Source organism: Goodfellowiella coeruleoviolacea (assembly GCF_024171785.1).
Lineage (GTDB): Bacteria > Actinomycetota > Actinomycetes > Mycobacteriales > Pseudonocardiaceae > Goodfellowiella > Goodfellowiella coeruleoviolacea.
The window spans coordinates 265,401-289,970 of record NZ_JAMTCK010000014.1 but is presented as its reverse complement, the minus strand read 5'-3'; the positions used below and the strand labels follow the sequence as shown (position 1 = coordinate 289,970).

Below are 24,570 nucleotides of genomic sequence, written 5' to 3'. Positions count from 1 at the left end.
CCGATGCCCTGCCGCAGCAGCGCGCCGAAGGCCACCGCCGACTTGATGGTGCCCTGGAACGCCGGCCCCGCCTCGGTCACCCCCAGGTGCAGCGGGTAGTCGCAGGACTCGGCCAGTAACTCGTAGGCCCGCACCATGACCACCGGGTCGTTGTGCTTGACCGAGATCTTGATGTCGTGGAAGTCGTGCTCGGCGAACAGCGAGGCCTCCCACAGCGCCGACTCCACCAGCGCCTCGGGCGTGGCCTTGCCGTACTTGGCCAGCAGCCGAGGGTCCAGCGAGCCCGCGTTGACCCCGATCCGGATCGGCGTGCCGTGGTCCTTGGCGGCCTGCGCGATCTCCTTGACCTTGTCGTCGAACTTCTTGATGTTGCCCGGGTTCACCCGCACCGCGGCACACCCGGCCTCGATCGCGGCGAACACGTACTTGGGCTGGAAGTGGATGTCGGCGATCACCGGGATCTGCGACTTGCGCGCGATCGCCGGCAGCGCGTCCGCGTCGTCCTGCGACGGGCAGGCCACCCGCACGATGTCACAGCCGGCCGCGGTCAACTCCGCGATCTGCTGCAGCGTGGCGTTGACATCCGCGGTGAGTGTGGTCGTCATGGACTGCACGGACACGGGGTGGTCGCTGCCCACCCCGACCGTGCCGACCTGGAGCTGTCGGGTCTTGCGGCGCGGGGCGAGCACGGGTGGGGGCATCGCGGGAATACCAAGCGCGACCTGGGTCACCGCGGCATCCTTTCCAGGCTGGTGGGGTGGTGTGCCATGAGTGTGCTGTGCAGGGTCAGCGCGGTTCCGGCGATCGACTCCGCGGTGAGGCCGTGTTCGGCGAGGAGCGCCGACCGGCTGCCGTGGTCCACGAATCCGCGCGGCAACCCGAGGTTGTGCACCGGGGTGGCCACCCGCGCGTCCGTGCAGGCCTGGGCCAGTGCCGTGCCCACACCCCCGGCGCGCACGCCGTCCTCGACGGTGAGCACCAGGCGGTGCCGGGACGCCAGGTGGATCAGGGTGGGGTTGATCGGCAGCAGCCAGCGCGGGTCGACAACGGTCACCCCGATGTCGTTGCTGGACAGCAGTTCCGCCGCCCGCACCGCTGGCGCGGCGAGCACACCGGTGGACACCAGCAGAACGTCCAGCGGCTGCGACCGGCTGCGGTAGAGGATGTCCAGGCCGTCCATCCGGTTGAGCGCGGGGATCTGCGCGCCCACGCTCGCCTTGGGGAAGCGCAGCGCGGTCGGACCGTCCTGTGTGGACACCGCTTCGCGCAGCAGGGCGGCGAGCTGGGTGGTGTCGCGCGGCGCGGCGACCCGCATGCCGGGAACCGCGCCCAGCAGGGCGAGATCCCACATGCCGTGGTGGCTGGGGCCGTCCGGGCCGGTGATCCCGGCTCGGTCCAGCACGAAGGTCACCGGCAGGCGGTGCAGGGCCACGTCCATCAGGACCTGGTCGATGGCGCGGTTGAGGAACGTGGCGTACAGGCAGACCACCGGGTGCAGGCCGCCCATGGCCAGGCCGGCCGCGCTGGTGACCGCGTGCTGTTCGGCGATGCCCACGTCGAAGACGCGTTCGGGGAACCGCTGGGCGAACCGGTGCAGCCCGACCGGGCGCAGCATCGCCGCGGTCAGCGCCACGACCTCGGGGTGGCTGGCGCCGATCTCGGCCAGCTCCGCACCGAACGCACTGGTCCAGCTGGGCGGCGAGGCGCTGCTGGGGCGGCCGGTCGCCGGGTCGATCACGCCGATGCCGTGCATGCGGTCGGCCTCGTCGCGCTCGGCGGAGGGGTAGCCGCGCCCCTTCTCGGTGACGCAGTGGACCACCACCGGCCGGTGCAGCCGCACCGCCGCGCGGCACGCGTCCTCCACCGCGGCGATGTCGTGCCCGTCCACCGGGCCGAGGTAGGCGAACCCGATGTCCTCGAACAGGTTCCGGCCGGTGTCCCGGTGCTCGCGCAGCGCGGCCAGGTGCTCGGCCAGGCCGCCGACGGTGGGGTCGTAGGAGCGGCCGTTGTCGTTGAGCACGACCACGACCGGGCGCCCGCCGCCGCCCAGGTTGTTCAGGGCCTCCCAGGCCAGGCCACCGGTGAGCGCGCCGTCACCGATCACCGCGACCACCCGCCGGTGCTGCTCGCCGAGCAGCTGCTGCGCCTTGGCCAGTCCGTCCGCATAGGACAGTGCGGTGGAGGCGTGCGAGTTCTCCACGTGGTCGTGCGGTGACTCGCCGCGCTGCGGGTAGCCGGCCAGCCCACCCGCCGCGCGCAGCGTGTCAAAACCGGCCTGCCGGCCGGTGAGGATCTTGTGCACATAGGACTGGTGGCCGGTGTCGAACACGATCCGGTCGGCTGGCGAGTCGAACACCCGGTGCAGCGCGATGGTCAGTTCGACCACGCCGAGGTTCGGGCCGAGGTGCCCGCCGGTCCGGCAGACCCGGTCGACGAGGAAGTCCCTGATCTCGGTGGTCAGCGTGGACAACTGGTCCGGCCGCAGCTGCTTGAGCCGCTCCGGACCGGTGATGTGACTGAGCAAGGTGGATGTCATGTCCTCACGCCCGTTCAGCCAGGAAGGCTGCTCGTTGACTGCTCGGCGGTCCCGCGCACGACCCAGGGGAGTTCGAAGTGCGTCGTCTCCCGCGTGACCTCGCGTTCCTCCACGGTGACCGGCCCCAGCTCACCCAACGCGGTCACCACCTCGGTGACCAGCGCGGGCGGCGCCGAGGCGCCGGCGGTCAGCCCGACGGTGCGCACGCCGTCGAGCCACGCCGGATCGATGTCGCCGGCCCGGTCGATGAGGTGCGCCGGCGTGCCCTGGCGGCGGGACAGCTCGACCAGGCGGACCGAGTTGGAGGAGTTCGGGGAGCCGACCACCAGGACGAGGTCGGCCTCGGCGACGATCGCGTTGAGCGCGTGCTGCCGGTTGGTGGTGGCGTAGCAGATGTCCTCGGACGGCGGCTCGTGCAGCAGCGGGAACTTCTCCCGCAGCGCGTCCACGAACTCGGCGGTCTCGTCGACCGCGAGGGTGGTCTGGGTGAGGTAGGAGACCCGCTCCGGGTCGGGCACGGACAGCTCGCGGATCTGGTCGACCGTCTCGACCAGGACCATCGACTCCGGTGCCTCGCCGAGGGTGCCCTCGACCTCCTCGTGCCCGGCGTGGCCGATCAGCACCACCGTGTCGCCGCGCGCGGCGTAGCGGCGGGCCTTGGCGTGGACCTTGGAGACCAGGGGGCAGGTTCCGTCGATGACGTCGAGGCCGCGTCGCTCGGCCTCGGCGCGCACGGCGGGGGAGACGCCGTGCGCGGAGAACACCACGGTCGCGCCGTCCGGCACCTCGTCCAGTTCCTCGACGAAGACCGCGCCGCGCCGGGCGAGGTCGTCGACGACGTAGGCATTGTGCACGATCTGCTTGCGGACGTAGACGGGCGCGCCCCGGGATGCCAGTGCTCGCTCCACGATCTCGATGGCCCGTTCAACTCCCGCGCAGAAGGACCGTGGGCCGGCCAGCAGGATGCGGCGCGGCTCCTGGCCTTCCGCGTGCTCGTCCGAACTCGCGTTTGCCATAGCGGCACGGTAGGGAGGAGGACGGCACCGGCTCAACGACGGGTTCCGCTTTCCAGAACTGTTGTTGTGCGGCAACGTGAAACCGGTGTGTAGTGCGGACAGTGCGATGTGTACCTCGGCTCGCGCGACCGGACCACGACCACGATCCGGACCGCGTGCGCGGCCCGTGGAAAGCACCGGCGGTGTTCCGCGCGCGTCGACCGGGAGCGCACCACGCGGTCGGAAAGGGCACATCTGCGTGCCCACCCGGGCCAGCGGCACTGCTCTCCCTTGGCTTCCGCGACACCCTTGGGTAGCTATGGACCGAGGTGGTGGGTCAGCGACAGGAGCACGGCGGTGAACTCTGCAGGCACTTCCCGGGTGCTGGCCCGGGCACAGCTTCCCCGACGGCCTGGCCGTGGCGCGGTCACGCCCGCGGACACCGTGGTCGACGTGGGGGCGAACGGGTCAGCCGGTGCCCCGCTGCGGAAAGCGTTGGCGGTGCTGGAAGCTCTGGCCGACGCGTCCCGGCCGCTGACGCTGTCCGAGTTGTCCCAGCTGATCAAGCTGCCGAAGTCGTCACTGCACCGGCTGATGCGGGTGTTGACGGATCTCGGCCTCGCCACCAGGACCGAGGCGAAGTCCTACGAACTCGGCGACTACATCTCCCGGTTGGCGGCCAGCCGCGGCCCGGCCAGGGTGCAGAGCTTCAGCTACTCGATCACCCCGTACCTGGTCGAGCTGTTCCAGCTCACCCGCAGGATCGTCAGCGTGGGCATGCTGTCGGGACTGGAGGTCCACCACGCCGGCACGCTCTACGACCACGACCACTCCCGACTGGCCATGGCGTTGCGCCGGCCGGTGCCCGCGCACTGCTCGGCGGCGGGCAAACTCCTGCTGGCCAAGAGCATCCGCCAGCCACAGTGGACGGTCACCGAGCTGGACCGGATGCGGCGCGAGTTCGAGCTGATCCGACGCAGCGGCCTGGCCTACGCCCGGAGTGCGCACCTTCCCGGCCTCGTCGAGGTGGCGGCCCCGGTCCACCTGGGCAACGCCGCACCGGTGGCCGCGGTGGTGGTGGCCGGCACTGTGCACAACATGGACCTGCGCGGCGTCGGGCGCATCCTGCTGAACACCGTCGGCTGCATCGAGGAGAACCTGGCCGGCGCCTGCTGACCAACCCGGACTGTCTGGTAGGGCCGCTGACCTCAGATCCGACAACCACCTCGGGCTACCGAGGCGGCGCAAGATCCCCGTTCTCACAGATGGAGGGGCTTGCCGTGGATCGAATCACGCGGACCACCACCTCACACACCCGTCTGCACCTGCTGACCGCGGTCAGCCCCAGGAAGGACGCGGGCAGCAGCCCCACCGGGATCGTCGGGCGCAGCCTGGCCAGGCAGCTGTTGGACGCCGGGGACCGGGTGCGGGTACTCGCCGAGCCCGCCAGGTGGACGCTCGACCAGCGGCCGACCGTGCGCGAGATCATCGGCCGCCCGCTGCGCGGCTTCGACGAGTGGGCCGTTGAGAACGCCCAACTGTTCTGCTGAACGTCGCCGGTGCGACGGGCGCAGGGCGGACCTCACCTGGCAGGGGAGCAGGGGAGCCTGGACGCGGCCACGGAGAGCCGCGTCCAGCCCGGCCGGTCACCACTGTCTGGTGTGGAGCCTTCGGTTCAGAACCGGCGGTCGGTGATGAACGCGGCGATGTCCAGGAACTCGCCGCGGATCGCGTCCGGGATTCCAGCGGCGGCAAGGCTTTCCTCGGCCGCGGTGATCTGCCTGGCGGCCTCGTCGCGGGCCCAGTCCCGCCCGCCGGCGAGTTCGATCAGGTCGGCGACGCGCCGCACCTCCTGGTCGGTCAGCGGTTCCGCCCGGAAGTACAGGGTGGACAGTTCCGCCGACCCCGGCGCGTTGAGCGCGGCCACCACGGGCAGCGACTTCTTGCGCACCCGCAGATCGGCACCGACCTGCTTGCCGGTGCGGTCCGGGTCGCCCCAGATGCCCAACAGGTCGTCGATGAGCTGGAAGGCCAACCCGACGTGCTCACCGAAGGCCGCCAGTCGCCGCACCAGTTCCGGGTCCGCGCCGACCAGGTCGGCGCCCAGCGAGCAGGCGCACGCGAGCAGCGCACCCGTCTTGTTGCCCGCCATCGCCACGCACTCGGCCAGGGTCACGTCGGTGCGCCGCTCGAAGTCGACGTCCACGGCCTGACCGGTGATCATCCGCTGGGTGGCGGTCAGCAGCGACGAGGCGGCCGAGCGCGCGCCCGCGCTGTCCGAGTCGAGCAGCACGGACACCGCCGCGGTCAGCAGCGCGTCACCGGCCAGGATGGCCGGCGGCACGCCGAACAGCGTCCACGCGGTCGCCCGGCCCCGGCGGGCCGTGTCGCCGTCCATGATGTCGTCGTGCAGCAGCGAGAAGTTGTGCACCAGTTCGATCGCCACCGCCGCGGGCACCCCGCTGGCCGGCGCGCCACCGGCGGCGCGCGCGGACAGCAGGGCCAGCGCGGGCCGGAGCAGCTTGCCGCCCCACGCGTTGGTCGGCCGGCCGTCGGCGTCGGTCCAGCCGTGGTGGTACTGGGCGACCCGGCCCATCTCCGGGCACAGGTACCGGATCACCGTCTCGCGCAGGGCCGGCCCGACCAGGGCCACGCCAGCGTCGAGGGATTCCGGCAGTCTCCTGGTGGGGGTGGTGGTCATCGCGCCACCTCCGCTCGCCGCGCGCCGCCGGCGGCGGACAGGGCCAGTTTCCGTCCGATGTGGACAGCGGGATGGGCGGTGTGCGGCGGGTGGGAGCGGCCCACCCCGGTGCGGGTGAGTGCACTTGTGCGTCGCATGGTGTGAACCTTCACTGTCGGGCCAGCGGTGGTCTCGACCTGGTCCACCCGGGACGGTGGCCACGGTCGAGCGCATCACGGTGTGGGCAGGTCGGGTGGTGTCTGGACGGGGGAGCGCAGCAGTGTTCGGTGGAGCACCCGGGGGGAGGTGAGCAGGCTGCTCGGCGGGGCGAGGAGGGAGAACACGTCGCGGAACGCGCGGCAGACAACCGGATCGCCGGGCACGCGCTCGCTCACCCGGTCCAGGTACCAGTTGACCACCCGGCCGCCCACGCCCGTGCGCAGCGCGTTGCCGTTCGCCCCGGGCATGGCGCCGTCCGCGCCCGTGGCGACCTGCCACGCCCCGCGCGAGGAACGCAGCACCGCCCGCTGCAGCCGGTGGGTGGCCGGGGTGGCGCGGGCACCGGCCAGTTCCCGGTGGAGGGCCACCGCGTTCAGCGCCGCCGCGGACATGCCCTGGCCGTACACGGGGTTGAGGGCGCACAGCGCGTCACCGACCACGAGCAGCCCGGTGCGGTGGCGCGCGGCGCGGTCGTAGCGGCGCCGCCGGTTCGTGGTGTGCCGGAAGCCGACCGGACGACCGACGGCCTGTGCCGTGCTCAGCCACTTGTGCGGCCCGTCGTGCGGGAGATCGCGGGTGAAGTCGACGAAACCGGTCACGTCGTTGGGTGGCGCCTGCCCGCGCGGCCCGGACAGGGTCACCATCCACCGGTCACCCTCGGCGGGCAGGATGATCGTCCCGAGTGGTTGCCTGGCCTCGGGCACGATGTAGAAACCCCTGATGTGGCCGTCGGGCACGAGTTCGTCGGTCTGGAAGACACAGGTGGCGTAGGCCCGCCCGGTCTCCAGCAGTTCCTCGTCGGGCGCGGGGGCGCCCAGCGCGGTCAGCCACTCGGGCGTCCGGCTGCCTCGGCCGGTGGCGTCCACCACCAGGTCGGCGGACAGGCTGTGCCTGGCCTGGTGGTCGCCTCCCCGGCTGCGGTAGGTCACGCCGGTGATCTGGTGGGGACCACCGGTCAGGCCGGTGGCCTCGGTCGAGGTGAGCACCCGGATGTCCGGGTTGGCCAGCACGCGCTCGCGGACGGCCCGCTCCAGCAGCGGCCGCGTCGGCGTCATGATCGGCCCGGACGGGTGGCTGCGCGAGATCCACTGTCCCGCCTGCCACACCCCGAGGTCCGCGGGCACCGACAGGTGCGGCGCGCCCGCGTCCCGCAGTTCCCGGGTGAGCCCGGGAAGCAGCTCGTCCAACGCCCTGATGCCACTGCTCAACAGGACGTGGGTGTGCCGGGACTGGGGCACCCCGGAGCGTGGCTCGGGCCCGGCGGCGTACTGGTCGCGTTCCAGCACGGTCACCCGCTCGGCGTGCCGGGCGAGAACGTGGGCGGTCAGCAGGCCGGCGATGCTCCCGCCCAGCACGACGACCTGTCCCAGCAACGGACTTGGCGACAACGCGCGCATGTGTGGCCTTTCACGAACGCGTCCTCGGCCCCGCCGCGGCGGCGGCGTCACCGGGGGCCGGACCGTCCAACTGGCGTGCCAGGTACTCGATTCCGGAGGTGTTGCCCGAGCCGGGCAGGTCGCCGATCATGTGCGCGACCAGCTTGATGTGGGTGCGCCGCCAGTCCTGGACCGCCGCGCGCAGCCGCATCAGGTGTTCCAGTTCCGTCACCGACCGGTGCGCCACGTCGCGTCTGGTGAGGCGCTCGGTCAGCGTGAACAGCTCGCGGAACTGGGTGGACTGCAGCCCGCTCGCCGATCCGAAGCGGTCCCGGAACAGCAGGAAGTCCGTTCGCCGCAACGTGTTGTGCAGCAGCGACAGCTGCCCCTCCAGTGCGTGGATCAGCCGGGTGGCCCGGTCCACCCGGTGCGCGAAGCACTGCGACGTGCACCGGTCCGCCTCGATGTGGCGCAGGTCGGTGAGGACCTGGCTGAGCAGCGTCTCGGAAGCCTGGTGCACCACGATGAACAGCCGCTCGCTGTCGTGCACGTCCTGCTGGTCGGACGGGGTGAGCGGATGCTGCAGCGAGAGCAGTTCGTCCAGGTGCAGGTATGTCGAATAGGTCATGGCGGTCAACAGGAGTCACCTCCACATGAGCGTCGGTGCGCTACACCAGGCGACCCGGCACGGTGAGTTCCGCGAGCGCGGCGCGGTGCTCGCTGGCGGGCAGCCCGTCCAGCGCCTTCGCGGCCAACCGCGCGTAGCGGTGGGACATCTCCCGCGCCGCCCGCACGCCGTCGTGGGCGCGCACCAGCCGGGTCATGGCCTCGTAGCGCTCGGCCACGGGTGAGTCGGTGTCGGCGAGCAGCCGTTCGATCAGCTGCTGCTCCTCGCGCGGTGCGCGCTGGTGGGCGAGCAGCACGGGCAGGGTGGGCCGGCCGTTGCGCACGTCGGAGACGTTCGGCTTGCCCGCCCGTGTTCCGTCGTAGGCCATCAGGTCGTCGCGGATCTGGTACGCGACCCCGAGCAGGTCGCTGTACCTGCTCAGGGCCGTGAGCGCGGCATCGTCGGCGCCGCTGAGCGTCGCGCCGACCCCGCACGCCATCCAGAGCAGGGCGCCGCTCTTGTCCCTGATCATGTTCAGGTATTCGGTGCTGGAGCAGATGCGCCGCCCCATCCGGATCTCCTGGATGGCCGCGTTGCCGATGCGCAGGCCGGTCTGGGACAGCACGGTCAACGCCCGCGCCACCCGGTCGACGGGCACGCCCGCCTCCTGACACTCGGCCAGGGCGGCGAAGCCGTGGAAGAACAACCCGTCCCCGCCGACGATCGCCGACGGCTCCCCGAACCTGGCGAACGCCGCGCGTTTGCTGCGCCGCTGGGGGTCGCCGTCGATGATGTCGTCGTGCATCATCGCGCCGACCTGCACGCACTCCACGGCCACGGCGGCGGGGAGAACCGACGCGATCTGGCCACCCACGGCCAGGCTTGACCGGATCAACAGCCAGGGGCCCATCATCTTGCCGAAGGGCACCAACCCGTAGCGCACCAACTCGTCGATGCCGGAAACACCGTCCGGCCACCGGCATTCCACCTCGGCCCGCACCAGTGCGGCGATCTCGGGATCGGCCACCTGCGGCACATCGACCTCCGTCATGCGGCCGACTGTAGGTGTGGCACAACGGGTTGTCGCCGAGGACGAACGAGCCGTGCCCGAAGGGGACACCGGTGCGGGCTCTTTCGGCCGGCCGGAATCCCAGTGCTGCCAACGATCTTCGGGCGCGGCGCGGTAGGTCCACCGTCCCGGTGCGAGGTGTCCGGGGAAGTGCGCGGCGGGCCAACAGGCGCGGGCGGCACGTGCGGTGGGCGGACGACCTTTCTGCCGTGCGGTGCTCACCAGTGCGGTGTCCAGGCTGGCCGAGGTGGCCGACGCACGCGGGATCGCCGCCGGTGTCAGCGTGGGGATCGCCTGCGGCACAAGGCGATCACGACGGTCGGGCGGGGCTGGGCAGCGCGGGGCGGCCGGGCGGGATCGGCGTGGCGCGGCTCGGGTGGTGTGGTTCGGGGCGGACCGGCGCACCGCGCCACGGTGCTCAACTGAGCAGCGCGGTGGTGCTGCGGCCAGGCCGGTCCGCTGGTGTGCCGGCCGCCGCGCGGATCACATGGAGAGGCCGTTGATCGCGGTGCGCAGCGCCGCCCGGGTCGCGTTCGTCAGGCCGCCCGGCGGTGTCGCGCGCGCACCGGCGGGCGCGGTGTTCCAGGCGTGGTGCTCCACCGCGATGCGCAGTGCGATGTTCAGCATTCCCGCCTGCACCTTGGTTTCCAGCGCGTCCGCCGCCAGGCCGGTGCGTTCGGCGATGACCTCCGCGAAGACGTTCTCCGCGTCGAGGTAGCTCCGCAGCCAGACCGACCGCAGCGCGGGCTCGGTCCGGGTCAGCCTGGCCAGGTCCAGAGTGGACTCCGGCACCCGCTCGGCGAGATCGCTCTCGTGCAGCAGGTGGTCGAGCAGTGGCAGGTGGCGCGGCCAGGCCCGCAGCTTCTCGACGACCGCGGCGAGCCCGTGGGTGAGCAGCGGCAGGACGCACCCCTCCTTGGACGGGGAGTACCGCCACAGCGTGCGAGTGGAGATGCCCAGTTCGCCCGCGATCTGCTCGACCGAGGTGGCGGCCACCCCCTGGGACTTGAACAGCTCAAGGGCTGCTGTGGCGATCCGCAGCCGGATGACGTCCTTGCGCCGCTCGCTCATCGGGGGTCGTCCCCTGCCGCGGTCCACCGTCTCGCCTGCCGAGTCCGCTGCCACGCCGCACAATCTCCTCCAGGTCTCGGCGGCCCCGTGGTGGCGACCGCCGCCCGAACCGGCCGGGGCCCACAGGGCATCGGGTCTATCTGGCGCTTGGGGTCAAAAAGACACTCCGCGACAAATAATGTTAGCATCCTCCCCGCGACGGTCCACCGGCCGGACGAGGTGTCGCCCTGGCCGGTGCCGTCGGCCGTCATCGGTGCTGTTGTCCGGACGTGGGCGGGGCCGCGAGGTGAACACGATGACCCGGGCTGGCGGTGGTGCGGTGCTGGCGCGTCCGGACGGCCGCCGCGGTGCCGAGGACGGCGACCAGGCAGCCGGTGAACTCGCCACCACCTTTCGGAAAGTCCCTGGCCACCAGGAAGTCACGACCACCAGGAGCCGATCATGTCCTCTGCCGCGTCCGCTGTCGAACCCGTCGTTGACCACCACCAGCGGGTGGTGCGCGACTTCCTGACCAGCATGGGGCCCACCCCGGCCGACGTCACCGCCGCGGTGCACCGGTTCCTGACCGACGACTGCGTGTGGGAGAACCCGGGCGCGCCGGTGTGCCGGGGCAGGCAGCAGATCCTCGCGCTGATGCCGGACGACTTCGCCCAGTTGGAGGTCAGGTTCCGGCACCTGGCCACCTCGGGCGACACCGTGCTGGTCGAGCGGGTGGAGAACATGCTCCGGGTGGACGGCACCCCGATCGCCCGCAACCTGAGGGTGATGGCCGCCTTCGAGCTGCGTGGCGACCGGATCCGCGCCTGGCGGGACTACTACGACAGCAACAACCTCATCTCCGAGCCGCGGGAGTGGTGAGCGCGATGGTGCGGTACCGGCAGGCGGGGCCGCCGGTGGCGGAGCGGGCGCTGCGCCAGGCGTTCGCGCAGTTCCCCTCCGGCGTCACCGCGATCGCCGCGCTGGTGGACAGCGCGGCCCTGGGGATCGCGGTGAGTTCCTTCACCTCGGTGTCCCTGGAACCACCCCTCGCGTCCATCTGCGTGATGGAGAACTCCTGGACCTGGGCGCGCCTGCGCACCGCGGACCGGATCGGGGTGAGCGTGCTCGGCGCCGAACACGCCGAGCTGGCCCGTCGGCTGGGCCGCGCCACGGCGAACCGCTTCACGCCAGCGGAATGGCGGCTGACCGACCGGGGGGCGATCCGGGTCGTGGGCGCGCCAGCCTGGCTGGAGTGCTCACTTGAGCAGGAGATCCCGGCCGGGGACCACGTGCTCGCGCTGCTGCGGGTCGAGCACGTCGAGACGCGCGCCGGGGTCCGCCCGCTGGTGTACCACGCGAGCGGCTTCCACCACCTCGCCCGCTGAGGCGACACCACACCGGTCTCCTCCTCCTTCGACACGGCAAGCTTCCCCGGACACGGCAAGGGACATCCCATGGACTGGCTTCCGCCGTTTCTCATCCCGATGTCAGAGGTCGCGCCGGTCACCCTGGGGCCGGCCGACGTCCCGCGCTGGCTCTTCTGGGCCGTCGCCGGGCCGACCGCGGCCGGCTGGGTGGTGACCTACCTGCTGGCCATCCGCCAGGCCATTGTGGACAAGCGGGTGGGGGTGCCCGTGTACATGGCCGCGGTGGACTTCGCCTGGGAGTTCAGCCTGACCTTCATCCTGGAGCAGACGCCGACCCAGCGCGGCATCAACTTCGCCTGGGTCATCGTCAACGTCTTCCTGATGTACCAGGTGTTCCGGTACGGGCGCAACGACTACCCCCGGTTGTCGCCGCGGGCCTTCACCTGGTCGGTGCTCGGCGTGCTGGTGTGGGCGGCGCTGCTGGTGATGGCCGGGGCCAACGAGTTCCACGACCTCGACGGCATGTACATCGGGATGGTCATCAACGTGCCGCTGAGCGCCTCGTTCATCCTGATGCTCCGGCGGCGCGGATCGTCGCTGGGGCAGTCCATGCACATCGCCACCGCCAAGTGCGTCGGGTCCTTCTTCGCCGGGCTCACCGGCTTCCTCCTCTACCCGCACCGCATCCTGTTCTGGGTGGTGGTGCCGACCATGGTCGTGCTGGACATCGTCTACCTGGTGCTGCTGCACCGGACCATGCGCGCCGAGGGGCGCTCGCCGTGGGCGTTCACCGCGCGGCCGCACGCCGAGGCGGTGCTGGTCGCCCGGACCTGAGCCGGTGGCGGGCCCACCGCGTGGATGACGAGTCGGATGCTGTGCGCAGGCGCTGGTTGCCTGCGCACAGCCGCGTCCTGCGGTGAAACCCTCACCGGACGAAGTGTTGATCCGGTTAATCATCGCGATCGGCGGCGGCGAGGTGTTGTCCGGGGCACACCGGCGGGGCTGTGGTGCGGGAACCACCAGGACGCCGGCCGGGTGATTCGGGCGAGGACGCGCTGCCGGGCTGGCGGGATGTCGTCCGTGCTGTTCGTGACGCCTCCGGGCGCGGCGGTCCGGAGTGGACCAGTCGCGTGAAGGATTCGTGAAGCGGTGGTGGTCCCCGGTCCACATGCGTGCGTGTCAACGGGCACCGCGTTTCGCGCCGGTGAACTCCGCGTTCCAGGAAAGCCCTGTTGCCGGTTTGTCCTGTGCCCCCCGGGGGGAGACTGGTGCCCGTTGCCGTTCGAGGTGGTGGTGGAAAGGGGGATCTCCCCCAGTTTGCCCCTGCACGGCCGAGTTGGCCGGCTCGACGGGGATTGGTGTGCTGACCTTGTCGTGGATGTTCTCACGGTTCGAGCCGCTCGACTGCAGCCCGGGCTTCTCCGGTCGCACTGTCAGGCTCAGAGCGCATGCGGGAGTGCGGATGGTTCCGAACGCGGAACTGAAGATAAGGCTGCTCGGCGAGCCCCGCGCCTGGCGGGGTGAGGTGCCGCTCAAGCTCGGACACGGGTTGCCGACCGCGGTGTTCGTGGCCCTCGCCCTGCGTGCCAACCGGGTTGTCTCGCGCGACGAGTTGGTCGCGGCCCTGTGGGACGACGACTGTCCGAACGGCGCGAGCAACCGGATCTACACCTACGTCTCCGCGCTGCGCCGGCTCGTCGAGCGCGGTGTGGGCACGCGCGAGGCGGCCGGGGTGCTGGAGAGCGGCTACTCCGGATATCGCCTGGTGGTCTCGCCGGACAACCTCGACGTCGCGCTGGTGCAGCGCTACCGCGACCAGGCCAGGGCGATGCGGGCGAGCGGGGACGCGCGCGGCGAACTGTCGGCTGTGGACAGTGCGCTCGCGCTGTGGCAGGGGGAGGCCCTGCAGGGCGTGCCGGGTCCGCTCGCGCTGTCCTGGCGGCAGCGCCTGACCGAGGTGCGGCTGGGGCTGAGTGCCCGCCGCGCCTGCCTGATGATCGACATGGGGTACCACGACGAGGTCATCGACGAGTTGCGGGAGCTGGTGTCGCACCACCCCGCGCGTGAGGACCTCCACCACTCGCTGATGCTGGCCCTGTCCCGCTCCGGCCGCCAGGTCGAGGCGCTGGGGGTGTACCGGCAGGCCAGGGAGGCACTGCTGGAGCACTTCGGCGCGGAGCCGGGCGCGGCACTGCGCGAGCTGCGCCAGGCGGTGCTGCGCAGCGGAAGCCCGGTGGTGCCCGGGATCGTGGGCGGCGCGGTCGTCGCGGAGCGCGAGCTGTCCGGTCGCGCGTACGCGCGGATCGCCAGTGCGCGCCCGGCCACCTTCGTCGGCCGGGACGGGGAACTGGCCCGGGTGCGGGCGGCCGTGGCCGGGGTGCGCACCGGCCGGGGCGGCGCGCTCTGGGTGAACGGCGCCCCGGGCACCGGGAAGACCGCCCTGCTCGGGGCGGGACTGGCCGAGCTGGTGGGCGCGGAGTGCGTGGTCGGCTGGGGCGTCGCCGACGAGCTGTCCCACCGGGTTCCGCTCGGGGTCCTGGAGAGCTGTGTCGGTGGGCTGGACAGCGGGCTGCTCCGCCGCGCCGGCCTGACCGGACTGGACCTCGTGCCGGAGAGCGTGGCGAAACGGGCGGACGCCCGGGTGCGGCTGGGCGGCGTGCTCGCCAGGGTGCGGTCAGTGCTGGACGCCGCCGGCAGCCGGCCGGTGGTGCTGGTGATCGACGACCTGCACTGGGCGGACGACGAAACCCTGCTGGTGTGGCGACAGCTGCACGAGCTGACCGCGCACCACCCGCTGCTGCTGATCTCCACCTGTCGGCCGCTGCCCCGACACCGCAACCTGGACCTGCTGCGCATGCTGGTGGCCGAGTCCGGCTGCGACACCCTGGAGCTGGGCGAGTTGTCCGACGCCGAGGTGCGCGAGCTGCTGCACCGGTCGCATCCCGCCGGCCGGCACACCACCGACCTGGTGGCCACCCTGTCCGGGGGCAATCCCGCGTTCGTGCGGGCGATCGGCCAGGCCATGGCCAGTCGGCCGAGTCGGGGCTGGCTGGCCACCCCCGACTCGGTGGCCAGGGCGGTGCACGACTACCTCGACTGCTTCTCCTCGGCCACCCGCGAGATGCTGCGCTGCGCGTCCCTGCTCGGTGACCCGCACACGGTCGGGGATGTGCTGCGGGTCAGCGGCAAGCGCGCGCACCAGCTGGTGGACTCCGTTGCCGAGGCACTGGCCGGCGGCGCCCTGGTCGACCTGGGCGGGTCGCGGCTGCGGTTCCGCCATCCCATCGTCAAGCGGGTGCTGCACGAGTCCGTCCCGGTCGCCGCGCGCCGGGCCGCACTGGCCGACCTCGGGGTGGACAACGGGCTGCCGGCCACCTACTGGGCCCACCCGGTGGGAACCCGCGCGCCCGTGCACGACGACCTGGGGGTGCGGCTGGACGCGATCAGCTAGCGCGCTGGCCGGCCGCGCCCGCGCGGCTACAGGCGCAGGCCGGCGATGGCGGTGCGCAGTGCCACGCGCGTGGCGTCCGTCATGCTGGACTCGCGCGCCGCGTCCGGGTCATCCGCGGTGAGCCAGGCGTGCTGCTCGACGGCGATGCGCAGCGCCGCGTTGAGCATGCCAGCCAGCACCCGGGTCTCCAGCGCGTCGGCCGGCTGGCCGGTGCGCTCGGCGATCGCCTCGGCGAAGGCGTTCTCGGCCTCCAGGTAGGTCTGCATCCACACCGCGCGCAGTGCCGGCTCGGTGCGGGTCAGTCTGGCCAGGTCCAGAGTGGACTGCGGGACCTGCTCGGTGAGGTCGGACTCGTGCAGGAGGTGTTCCACCAGCGGCACGTCCCGCGGCCAGGCGCGCAGCTTCTCGATGACCACCCCGATGGCGTGGGTCAGCAGCGGCTGGACACAGCCCTCCTTGGACGGGCAGTACCGCCACAGCGTCCGGGTGGAGATGCCCAGCCGGTCGGCGATCTGCTCGCCGGAGGTCGCCGCGACCCCCTGGGCCTTGAACAGTTCCAGCGCCGCCGTGGCGATCTGCAGGCGGATGATGTCCTTGCGCCGCTCGGTCATGGGCGGTCGCCCCTTGCCGCGCGGCACCTCGGTGTCTGCCTGGTCCGTACGCACGATCGCCATTCTCACCCAGATGCCACTGGCCGCGCGCGCAGACCAGGCCTGGATCTGTCTTTCAGTGCCAAAATAGCGCTGAGTGCCAAATAATGTTACGCTGGTGCGGTCGATCGAGTCGACGACGTTCTCCAGAGCCATCGAGGTGAACACGATGTGCGCAGCGTTCGCTGATCCGCACCCGCCGGTGCCGGCCAAAGGTGCTGTCGCCGCCGTGATCGCGCTCGCGGCGGGCGTGGCCGCGATGAACCAGACCCTGATGGTGCCGCTGCTCGGCGAGCTGCCGACGCTGTTGCACGCGAGCCCCGCAGGCACCTCGTGGGTGGTCACGGCGACGCTGCTGGCCGGGGCGGTCACCAGCCCGGTCACCGGCCGGCTGGGCGACCTCTACGGCAAGCGCCGGCTGGTGCTGATCGTGCTGGGGCTGGTGACGCTGGGCTCGCTGCTGTGCGCGGTGGCCGACTCGCTGGCCCCGGTGATCATCGGGCGCGGGTTGCAGGGCATCGGCATGGGGCTCGTGCCGCTGGGCATCAGCCTGCTGCGCGATGTGCTGTCCGGGCGGCGGCTCGGCTCGGCGATCGCGGTGACCTCGTCGGTGGTGGGCATCGGCGCGGCGGTCGGGCTGCCGCTGGCCGCGGCGATGGCCCAGTTCGCCGACTGGCACCTGCTGTTCTGGACGATCGGTGCGCTGACCGCGGTGCTCGGCGTGCTGGCGGTCTGGCTGGTCCCGGCGACCCCGCCGCTGGCCACCGGGCGCTTCGACGTCCTCGGGACGCTGGGCCTGACCGCCGGACTGACCGCGCTGCTGCTGGCGATCTCCTACGGCGGCGAGTGGGGTTGGGGCAGCAGCACCACCGTGGGCCTGGTCGTGGCGGCCGCGGCGGTGCTGGTGCTGTGGGGCAGGTGGGAACGCCGGGTGGCCGACCCGCTGATCGACCTGGCCACCGCGGCCCGGCGGCCGGTGCTGCTGGTGAACATCGCCTCCGTCGTGGTGGGCTTCGCCCTGTACGCGCAGGTGCTGATGGTGTCCCAGTTGCTGCAGCTGCCCGTGAGCACGGGCTACGGGCTGGGCCGGTCCATGCTGCAGACCGGCCTGCTGATGCTGCCGGCCGGGCTGGCGATGATGGCCGCCTCGGCGTTCGGCGCCCGGCTCTCCTCGGCGCGCGGCCCCAAGTTCACGCTGCTGCTGGGCATCGCGCTGATCGGCCTGGGCTTCGCGGCCTGCCTGGTCCGGATGGACTCCACCACGATGCTGGTGATCGGCACGGTGGTGAGCAACGCCGGGGTCGGCTTCGCCTACGGCGCGATCCCCGCGCTGATCATGATGGCCGTGCCCGCCACCGAGACCGGGGTCGCCAACGGGTTCAACACGCTGATGCGGTCCATCGGCTCGTCGCTGTCCGGCGCCGTGGTCGGCGCGATCTTCGCCGGGCTCAGCGTCGCGCGCGGCGCGACGGCCATCCCGCTGCGGGAGGCCTTCGTGCTCATCGCGGTGGTCGGCATGGTCGGCGCGGTCTTCGCCACGGCGATCGGCGCCGCCATTCCCGCGCGACCACGCCAGCCCGAGCCGCAGCGCTCCGCGGTCCAGTAGGTCACGGCGCGCCGCGCCCCGGCGTCCACTGTGGATGATCCGGCCCGTCGCGGTCCGGTCGATCACCGGCGCTCCGCCGCGGACGTGCGGCTGTCGCATGCCCTTACTCCTCATGAGCAGAGAGGCGATCTCATGACCGAACCCAGGGTGTCCCCCATCGACGCGCGAGCCACCGGGTGCCCGTTCGCCCCCGCCCCCGACCTCCGCGCGGCGCGGCAGGACGAGGAACTGCGCCGGATCAAGGTGCCCAGCCCGCTGTTGGGCGCGTTCGACGCGGTGCTCGTGACCCGGTACGAGGACGCCAAGGCCGTGCTGGGCAGCGGCGGGTTGCGGATGGGCGGGGGCATGCCGCACCAGGAGGGCAACCTGCTCAGCTACGACGGCCCGGAGCACACCCGGCTGCGGCGGCTGCTCACCGGGTCGTTCACCACCAGGCGGGCGCGGGAACTCCGGCCGAGGATCGAGGACATCGTCTCGTCCACTTTGGACGACCTGGCGGCCGCCGGACCGGGCGCGGACCTGGTGCGGCTGTTCTGCACCCCGATTCCGACGCTGGTCATCTGCGAACTGCTCGGCGTGCCCTACACCGACCGCGACGAGTTCCAGCGCCGCACCAAGGCCGTGGTGGACGTCAACACCAGCCGGGAGGTGCAGCTGGAGAAGACGGCCGAGATGGAGGCCTACATGGCCCAGCTCGTGGCGCGCCACCGGCAACAGCCGGGCGACAACGTGCTGGGTCGGCTGGTGCGCGAGCACGGCGACGAGCTGACCGACCGCGAGCTGGTGGGCATCGGCAGCATGCTGCTCATCGCCGGGCACGAGACGATCGCCAACACGCTCGCGGCCAGCGTCGCCCTGCTGTTCCAGCACCCCGACCAGCTCGCGGTGGTGCGCGACGACCCCGAGGCGGTCGACGGCGCCGTCGAGGAACTGCTGCGCTACGTCGCGCCGGCCACCATCCTGCCGCGCCAGGCCGCCGAGACCCTGTGCGTGCGGGACCAGAAGATCAACGAGGGCGAGCGGGTCGTGGTGTCCGCGCTGGCCGCCAACCGGGACCTCACCGGCACCGACCCGGACCAGGACCTGGACCGGCTGGACGTGCGCCGGCGGGCGAACCGGCACCACCTCACCTTCGGCTACGGCCCGCACCAGTGCCTCGGCCAGCAACTGGCCCGAGTGGAGCTGCGGGTCGCGCTGCCGGCGCTGTTCACCCGGTTCCCCGCGCTGCGGCCGGCTGTCCCGCAGGACGAGATCGACTACCGGACCAACGCGCTGGTCTTCGGCGTGAACAGCCTGCCGGTCACCTGGTGACCCGGAACAGGACGTGGAGATGACCACGGAGGTCGAGGTCGACAGGAGCCGGTGCGTCGCGTCCGGGAACCGCGTCGCGATCGCGCCGACCGTCTTCGACCAGAGCGAGGACGACGGAACCGTGCCCCTGCTCGACGCGACTCCGCCGGAGCACGAGCGCGAGCGGGTCCGGGAGGCGAGCCTGGTGTGCCCGGCCGCCGCCATCGTCCTGCACGAGCACACATCGGCCCGCCGCGAGTGACCTGCCCGACCAGGCGTTCGCCCAACACCTTGAAGGAAACCAATGTCTGACGTAGACGTGCCAGTTCTCGTTGTCGGCGGTGGCGGGTGCGGGCTCGCCGCGTCGATCTTCCTGTCCGACGTGGGCGTGCGCCACCTGCTGGTGGAGCGCCGCGAGACGACCTCCGGCCTGCCCAGGGCGCACTACCTGAACCAGCGCACCATGGAGATGTTCCGGCAGCACGGGATCGCCGACGACGTCTACCGGATCAGCACGCCGCTGGCGAACATGAGCGAGGTCGTCTGGCGCACCTCGCTGGCCGGCGAGGGCGAACTCGACGCGCGTGACCTGTACCGGATGGACTCCTTCGGGGGCCGGGGCACCGCCGGGCCGTACGCGGCCGACAGCCCCGGCCCGTCCACCAACCTGCCGCAGCACCGGCTGGAGCCGCTGCTGCTCCGGCACGCCGAGCAGCGCGCGCCCGGCCAGCTGCTCTTCCACCACGCGCTGGAGGAGTTCACCCAGGACGAGAACGGCGTGACCGCGCACATCACCAACCGGTCGACCGGCCAGACGCGCACGGTCCGCGCCCGGTACCTGATCGGCGCCGACGGCGGCCGGAGCATCGGCGGTGCGCTGGGCGTGCCCATGGACGGCGCCGGCGGCGGGTTCACGGTGATCTCGGTGCACTTCAGCGCGGACCTGTCCCGCTGGTGGCCGGGTGACTCGGTGATGATGACCCACTTCGTCAGCCCCGACGGCGGGCCGTTCAGCACGTCGGTGATCGTCGCGGCCGGGCCCAGCTGGGGTCTGGCGTGCGAGGAGTGGGTGCTGCACTTCAGGCTGCCGCCGGGCGCCCAGGGCGACCTCGACCCGGCGGCGATCAGCGCCACCGTGCGCGACCACCTGAAGCTGCCCGACCTGGACCTGCGCATCCACCGCGTGAGCGAGTACCGGCCGGAAGCCGTGGTGGCGCGCGCCTTCCGGGTCGGCCGGGTCTTCCTCGCCGGGGACGCCGCGCACCGGCAGCCGCCCGCCACCGGACTCGGCCTGAACTCGGCGATCCAGGACGCGCACAACCTCGCCTGGAAGCTCGGGGCCGTGCTCGGCGGCCAGGCCGACGAGGCGCTGCTCGACTCCTACGAGGCCGAGCGGCTGCCCGTCGCCCAGCAGAACGTGAACTGGTCAATGGCCTGCCTGCGCAACCACGCGGCGCTGTACGCCAGCCTGGGCAAGCTGCCGGGGCAGCCGCCGGAACTCACCAGGGCCAGCTTCCGCCAGCTCCTGTCCGACACGCCGATGGGACAGACCCGGCGGGCCGTGGTGCGCGAGGTCTTCGGCACCCAGCGGACCGAGTACCAGGCGCACGACATCGAGATCGGCTACGCCTACCCGGCCGGTGCGCTGGTCCCGGACGGGACACCGGCACCGCCGCGCGACCCGATGGGCAGGACCTACCACCCGGTCACCCGGCCGGGCCACCGGCTGCCGCACGCGTGGCTCGCCCACGGCGACACCCGCGTCTCAACGCACGACCTGGTCGGCAGCGGCGGCGGCTTCGTGCTGATCACCGGGCCGCTGGGGGAGGGTTGGACGGTCGCGGCCAAGCAGGCCGCGGACACCCACCGGGTGGCGCTCACCGTGGTGCCCATCGGCAACAAGTGCGACGCGGCGGGCTACTGGGACGCCGACGGCACCTGGGCGGCGGTGCGCCAGATCGACGACGACGGCGCCATCCTGGTGCGCCCGGACAACCACGTGGCCTGGCGCAGCAGCACCGCGAGCGGGTCGCCGGTCGAGGAACTGGCCGCGGTGTTCCACGAGATCCTCGGTCGCCCCGCCCCGGCCGACGACCGCACCAACCTCACTGCCGAGCGCGCGGAGTGGTGACCATGACGAACAGCCGAACCGACCCGAGGGAACTGCGCACCGAACTCGTGGACCGGGTCCACAAGTTCGGGCCGATCTTCGCCGACGGCGTCGCCGAGGGAGAGCGGGAGCGGCGACTGCCCGACGCCACCGTGCGGGCCATCGACGACGCCCAGCTGAGCATGCTCTGGACCGCGAGCGGCTACGGCGGGCTGGAGACCGACGTCCGGACCCTGAGCGAGGTCACCAAGGCCCTCTCGCACTACTGCCCGTCCACCTCGTGGGTGGTCAACAACATCAACGGCTCGAACCTGCTCGCCACGAAGTTCTCCCGGGCCGCGCAGGACGAGGTGTTCGGCGACAACCCCGGCGCCAAGCTGGCCTCGGTCTTCGCGGCGGCGGGCACCGCGGTCCGGACCGAGGGCGGCTACCTGCTCACCGGCACCTGGCCGTACGCCACCGGCATCCTGCACGACGACTGGGCGATCCTGGTCGCCAAGGAGGTCGACCTGGACGGCGAACCCGTGGGCGCGCTGTCCATGCTGGTGCCGGCCGCGGACATCACCGTCGAGGACACCTGGCGCACCGTGGGCATGCGGGCCACCGGCAGCCACACCGTCGTGCTCCGGGAGACCTTCGTGCCCGAGCACCGGGTGATCTCGGGCCAGGTGCAGCGCGGGCGGGAGAACGCCGCCGACCTCACCCTGCCGCCGCTGCTGCGGACGGCCGCGATCGCGGCCATGGCCGTCATCTGCGCGTCGGTGGTGGTCGGCATCGGCCAGGCCGCGCTCGCCGTGGTCGTGGACCGCGCGCCGGGCCGGGGCATCGCGCCCAGCCACCGGTACACCAGGCAACCGGACTCCCAGACGTTCGTGTCCGAGATCGGCCGGACGGCGCTGACCATCGACGCGGCCGAGCTGCACGTGAACCGGGCCGCCGACGCCATCGACGCGGCCGCCACCTCGGCCAGCCCGCTGGCCGAGCACGACCTCCGCCGGATCCGGGGTGATGTCGGGCAGGCGGTGAACCTGGTGACCGTCGCGCTGGACGAACTGATGTGGGCGCACGGCGCGGGCGCCTTCGCCGAGTCGAACCCGCTGCAGCAGTACTGGCGGGACGCCAACACCGCGGCCAGGCACGCGATGCTCAACCCGCGGCTCGGCCGCGAGCTGTACGGGGGCGCGTTCTTCGGCCTGGACCTGGTCGTGCCCAGCCTCTGAGCGCGCCAACCCCGCAACCGGCCACAATGGACAGACACGGTGGTCGTCCCGAGGCCGGGCCCGCACCAGCAGGGCCCGGCCGGTCACCTCAGCCGGCGGCGCCGACGCTGACCAGGTAGTCCTGGGTCTTCTGCGGGTCGAGCAGCCAGTGCTGGAAGTCGGTGGGGTTGTTGAACCCGTTGACGAAGCGCTTGGCCACGGCCTCGTTGGTCTGCGCGGCGCCCAGGATGGCCTGCACGTGCTCCGGCGGGTGGAGCATGGTGTTGGTGAACCGGGTGACGTACTGGGCGTGCTCCCAGTACCGGTCGAACGTGCGCTGCATCCAGGCGCGGTCGAACGGCTGGTCGCCGTGCTCCAGGATGGCGCGCAGGTAGGCCTCGGCGCACTTGGCCGCGTTGTTGGCGCCCTGCCCGGTGATCGGGTCGTTGGCCACCACCACGTCGGCCATGCCGAGCACGAACTGGCCGGACGGCAGCTCACCGACCGGGTGGCGGACCACCGGCGCGTAGCCGCCCACCAGGGTCGCCCTGGCGTCGGTCAGTTCGGCGTTGCGGCAGCGCTCGTACTCCCAGGGCAGGTACTGGCGGAACAGTTCGAGGTGGCGGGCCAGGTGCTCACTGGGACCGGGTCGGTCGGCGAAGCAGTCGAACGGCCCGCCCGGCGCCCCGGACACGTAGAAGATGTCGCACGGGCCGCTGAGCGTGTAACCGGGAATGTTGATCAGCTCGCACACCCCGGGGACGATGTTCATCCACACGTCGGTCGAGCCCGGCCGGTCCGGGCGGGACTCCACACCGTGCACATAGGACACCGACAGCGCCCGCTGCGGCGCGGTGAACGGGGACCGGGAGGCGTCCCGGGTGAACAGCTGGACCAGTTCGCCCTTGCCGGCCGCGACGATCGTCAGCTCGTACAGGGAGGCGAGCCCGTTCAGGTCGGAGGTGGTGACCCCGTGGATGACGACCTTGCCGCCCCGGTCCTCGAACAGCTCCAGCCACGCGGGCATCTTCACCCGCTGGTCGATGGACTGGGCCGGGCCGTTGTCCCAGGCGCTGATCCAGTTGAGCATCCGGGTGCCGTCCGGCGCGCCCAGCGACAGGCCCTGGCCGGCGATCCTGGGCGCCACGTCGTCCCACAGGTTCAACCCGTGCGCGCGCTCGACCGCCAGCGCGTCCGCGAACATGCACTGGGTCGACAGGACCCGACCGGCGCGGATCTCGTCCGGTGTGCGCGCCGACATCACCGTCACGTCGTAGTCGTGCTCCTGCAGGGACAGCGCCAGCTGGAGACCGGACTGGCCGGCACCGACGATTAGGACCTTACGCATGCGTGCGCATCCTCCTGGGATCCGACAGTTCTGCCAGCGACAGCGTGTGGGAGACCAGCTCGCGCAGCGTGCCGACGGCGGAGGCCGGGTCGCGCGCGTCGCACGTGGTCAGTGGGACGTCCGGGCTGAGCGCCAGCGCGTCGCGCACCTCGTCCAGGTCGTGGCGCAGCTGTCCGTCGAACCGGTTGACCGCCACGATGAACGGCAGGTCCGAGTCGTTCTCGAAGTAGTTGATCGCGGCGAAGGACTGGTCGAGCCGGTTGGTGTCCACCAGCACGATGGCGCCCAGCGCGCCTCGGGTGAGGTCGTCCCACAGGAACCAGAACCGCGCCTGCCCGGGCGTGCCGAACAGGTACAGCAACAGGTCGTCGTGCAGGGTGATCCGGCCGAAGTCCATGGCCACGGTGGTGGTGGACTTGCTGGCGTCCGGCGGCAGGTCGTCAACGCCCTCGCTGGCCTCGGTCATCCACGCGTCGGTGTTCAGCGGTGGCACCTCGGACACGGAGCCGACGAACGTGGTCTTGCCCACGCCGAAGCCGCCCGCGATGACGATCTTCGCGGACACGGTCAACAGCCCGGGGTCGGGCGCGTGGGTGGCGTCAGGGCGTTCTGCGCCGCTCATTGTCACGTCTCCGTTTCCCGACGCCGCCTCACACCGGCAGTCGGCTGAGCCCATCGAGGATCTTCTTGAGCACGTCCGGGTCGTGCTGGTAGGCGGCGGCCGTGGGGTGGACGTAGACCGCGCCCTGCGCGGCGAGGTCGCTGACCAGCACCCGGACCACCCCCAGCGGCATGGACAGCAGCGCGGACAGCTCGGAGATCGACACCCGGGTGCGCGCCCGCTCGTAGAGCGTCCGGGATTCCGGCATCAGCGAGTCGCTGAGGTTCGGGTCGTAGTTCGGCACCGAGATCAGCGTTTCCATCAGCAGCTCGTGGCGCGGTCTGGTGCGCCCCCCGGTGAGCGCGTACGGGCGGATCCGCTTGCTGCGCATCCGCTGCGGCTGACCGGGCCTGCTC

The 24,570-nt window shown here is 71.9% G+C and carries 24 protein-coding genes; 11 read left to right on the top strand and 13 right to left on the bottom strand.

Going from position 1 to position 24,570, the window contains the following annotated elements; all coding sequences use genetic code 11:
* The 3 genes from ispG to LX83_RS27850 all read right to left on the bottom strand — a co-directional run.
* A partial coding sequence (gene ispG, locus LX83_RS27860) for a flavodoxin-dependent (E)-4-hydroxy-3-methylbut-2-enyl-diphosphate synthase (RefSeq protein ID WP_253776649.1) occupies window positions 1-701 on the bottom strand: 701 nt, incomplete at its 3' end.
* Window positions 702-727: 26 nt separating this feature from the next.
* Complete coding sequence (locus tag LX83_RS27855) at window positions 728-2,536, bottom strand: 1-deoxy-D-xylulose-5-phosphate synthase (RefSeq protein WP_253776626.1); 1,809 nt, start codon at window positions 2,534-2,536, stop codon at window positions 728-730.
* Window positions 2,537-2,550: 14 nt separating this feature from the next.
* Complete coding sequence (locus LX83_RS27850; RefSeq protein WP_253776623.1) at window positions 2,551-3,552, bottom strand: 4-hydroxy-3-methylbut-2-enyl diphosphate reductase; 1,002 nt, start codon at window positions 3,550-3,552, stop codon at window positions 2,551-2,553.
* Between the two features lie 336 nt (window positions 3,553-3,888).
* On the opposite strand from LX83_RS27850, the gene LX83_RS27845 reads away from it, so the two are divergent.
* Both LX83_RS27845 and LX83_RS27840 read left to right on the top strand, forming a co-directional pair.
* On the top strand, window positions 3,889-4,707 hold the full coding sequence (locus LX83_RS27845; RefSeq protein WP_253776621.1) for an IclR family transcriptional regulator: 819 nt from the start codon (window positions 3,889-3,891) through the stop codon (window positions 4,705-4,707).
* Window positions 4,708-4,811: 104 nt separating this feature from the next.
* The gene (locus LX83_RS27840; RefSeq protein WP_253776619.1) at window positions 4,812-5,081 is read left to right on the top strand and encodes a hypothetical protein; all 270 of its coding nucleotides are present in this window, start codon (window positions 4,812-4,814) and stop codon (window positions 5,079-5,081) included.
* 125 nt (window positions 5,082-5,206) lie between these two features.
* Here the strand turns inward: LX83_RS27840 and LX83_RS27835 are convergent, their stop codons facing one another.
* The 6 genes from LX83_RS27835 to LX83_RS27810 form a co-directional block, all read right to left on the bottom strand.
* Window positions 5,207-6,232: a polyprenyl synthetase family protein gene (locus tag LX83_RS27835; protein WP_253776617.1), complete on the bottom strand. Its 1,026-nt coding sequence runs from the start codon at window positions 6,230-6,232 to the stop codon at window positions 5,207-5,209.
* Window positions 6,229-6,369, bottom strand: coding sequence for a hypothetical protein (locus LX83_RS27830; protein WP_253776615.1), 141 nt, complete (start codon window positions 6,367-6,369; stop codon window positions 6,229-6,231). Before LX83_RS27830 ends, LX83_RS27835 begins: the two co-directional genes overlap by 4 nt.
* A 75-nt stretch (window positions 6,370-6,444) precedes the next feature.
* A complete protein-coding gene (locus LX83_RS27825; RefSeq protein ID WP_253776613.1) occupies window positions 6,445-7,827 on the bottom strand; it encodes an FAD-dependent oxidoreductase in 1,383 nt (460 codons plus the stop codon).
* A 10-nt stretch (window positions 7,828-7,837) separates the two neighbouring features.
* Window positions 7,838-8,434 (bottom strand): tryptophan 2,3-dioxygenase family protein, encoded by a 597-nt coding sequence (locus LX83_RS27820; RefSeq protein WP_253776611.1) that lies wholly within the window; start codon window positions 8,432-8,434, stop codon window positions 7,838-7,840.
* 40 nt (window positions 8,435-8,474) lie between these two features.
* Window positions 8,475-9,464: a polyprenyl synthetase family protein gene (locus tag LX83_RS27815; protein WP_253776609.1), complete on the bottom strand. Its 990-nt coding sequence runs from the start codon at window positions 9,462-9,464 to the stop codon at window positions 8,475-8,477.
* A 501-nt stretch (window positions 9,465-9,965) separates the two neighbouring features.
* Window positions 9,966-10,553 (bottom strand): TetR/AcrR family transcriptional regulator, encoded by a 588-nt coding sequence (locus LX83_RS27810; RefSeq protein ID WP_253776606.1) that lies wholly within the window; start codon window positions 10,551-10,553, stop codon window positions 9,966-9,968.
* 441 nt (window positions 10,554-10,994) lie between these two features.
* Between LX83_RS27810 and LX83_RS27805 the strand changes: the two genes are divergently transcribed.
* The 4 genes from LX83_RS27805 (at window position 10,995) to LX83_RS27790 (ending at window position 15,350) form a co-directional block, all read left to right on the top strand.
* A complete protein-coding gene (locus LX83_RS27805; RefSeq protein WP_253776604.1) occupies window positions 10,995-11,411 on the top strand; it encodes a limonene-1,2-epoxide hydrolase family protein in 417 nt (138 codons plus the stop codon).
* Between the two features lie 5 nt (window positions 11,412-11,416).
* The gene (locus LX83_RS27800; protein WP_253776647.1) at window positions 11,417-11,917 is read left to right on the top strand and encodes a flavin reductase family protein; all 501 of its coding nucleotides are present in this window, start codon (window positions 11,417-11,419) and stop codon (window positions 11,915-11,917) included.
* 99 nt (window positions 11,918-12,016) lie between these two features.
* Window positions 12,017-12,733, top strand: coding sequence for a transmembrane-type terpene cyclase (locus LX83_RS27795; RefSeq protein ID WP_253776602.1), 717 nt, complete (start codon window positions 12,017-12,019; stop codon window positions 12,731-12,733).
* A gap of 628 nt (window positions 12,734-13,361) precedes the next feature.
* Window positions 13,362-15,350 (top strand): BTAD domain-containing putative transcriptional regulator, encoded by a 1,989-nt coding sequence (locus tag LX83_RS27790; RefSeq protein ID WP_253776601.1) that lies wholly within the window; start codon window positions 13,362-13,364, stop codon window positions 15,348-15,350.
* Between the two features lie 26 nt (window positions 15,351-15,376).
* On the opposite strand, the gene LX83_RS27785 is transcribed toward LX83_RS27790, so the two are convergent.
* A complete protein-coding gene (locus tag LX83_RS27785) occupies window positions 15,377-16,015 on the bottom strand; it encodes a TetR/AcrR family transcriptional regulator (protein ID WP_253776600.1) in 639 nt (212 codons plus the stop codon).
* A gap of 154 nt (window positions 16,016-16,169) precedes the next feature.
* Here LX83_RS27785 and LX83_RS27780 point away from each other — a divergent pair, with 154 nt between their 5' ends.
* The 5 genes from LX83_RS27780 (at window position 16,170) to LX83_RS27760 (ending at window position 22,226) form a co-directional block, all read left to right on the top strand.
* Window positions 16,170-17,606, top strand: coding sequence for an MFS transporter (locus tag LX83_RS27780; RefSeq protein WP_253776599.1), 1,437 nt, complete (start codon window positions 16,170-16,172; stop codon window positions 17,604-17,606).
* A gap of 132 nt (window positions 17,607-17,738) precedes the next feature.
* Entirely contained in the window at window positions 17,739-18,917 is a 1,179-nt protein-coding gene (locus LX83_RS27775) for a cytochrome P450 (protein WP_253776592.1), read from the top strand.
* A gap of 19 nt (window positions 18,918-18,936) precedes the next feature.
* Entirely contained in the window at window positions 18,937-19,158 is a 222-nt protein-coding gene (locus tag LX83_RS27770; protein WP_253776591.1) for a ferredoxin, read from the top strand.
* 42 nt (window positions 19,159-19,200) lie between these two features.
* Window positions 19,201-21,027 (top strand): FAD-dependent monooxygenase, encoded by a 1,827-nt coding sequence (locus LX83_RS27765; RefSeq protein WP_253776590.1) that lies wholly within the window; start codon window positions 19,201-19,203, stop codon window positions 21,025-21,027.
* Between the two features lie 2 nt (window positions 21,028-21,029).
* On the top strand, window positions 21,030-22,226 hold the full coding sequence (locus tag LX83_RS27760; protein WP_253776589.1) for an acyl-CoA dehydrogenase family protein: 1,197 nt from the start codon (window positions 21,030-21,032) through the stop codon (window positions 22,224-22,226).
* Window positions 22,227-22,314: 88 nt separating this feature from the next.
* Here the strand turns inward: LX83_RS27760 and LX83_RS27755 are convergent, their stop codons facing one another.
* The 3 genes from LX83_RS27755 to LX83_RS27745 are packed head-to-tail and all read right to left on the bottom strand — an operon-like array spanning window position 22,315 to window position 24,545.
* Window positions 22,315-23,553 carry a styrene monooxygenase/indole monooxygenase family protein gene (locus LX83_RS27755; protein WP_253776588.1) on the bottom strand — a complete coding sequence of 413 codons (1,239 nt, stop codon included), beginning with the start codon at window positions 23,551-23,553 and terminating at the stop codon, window positions 22,315-22,317.
* Window positions 23,546-24,175 carry a GTP-binding protein gene (locus LX83_RS27750; protein ID WP_253776587.1) on the bottom strand — a complete coding sequence of 210 codons (630 nt, stop codon included), beginning with the start codon at window positions 24,173-24,175 and terminating at the stop codon, window positions 23,546-23,548. Before LX83_RS27750 ends, LX83_RS27755 begins: the two co-directional genes overlap by 8 nt.
* A 28-nt stretch (window positions 24,176-24,203) precedes the next feature.
* Window positions 24,204-24,545 (bottom strand): DUF742 domain-containing protein, encoded by a 342-nt coding sequence (locus tag LX83_RS27745; protein ID WP_253776645.1) that lies wholly within the window; start codon window positions 24,543-24,545, stop codon window positions 24,204-24,206.
* Window positions 24,546-24,570: the final 25 nt, after the last annotated feature.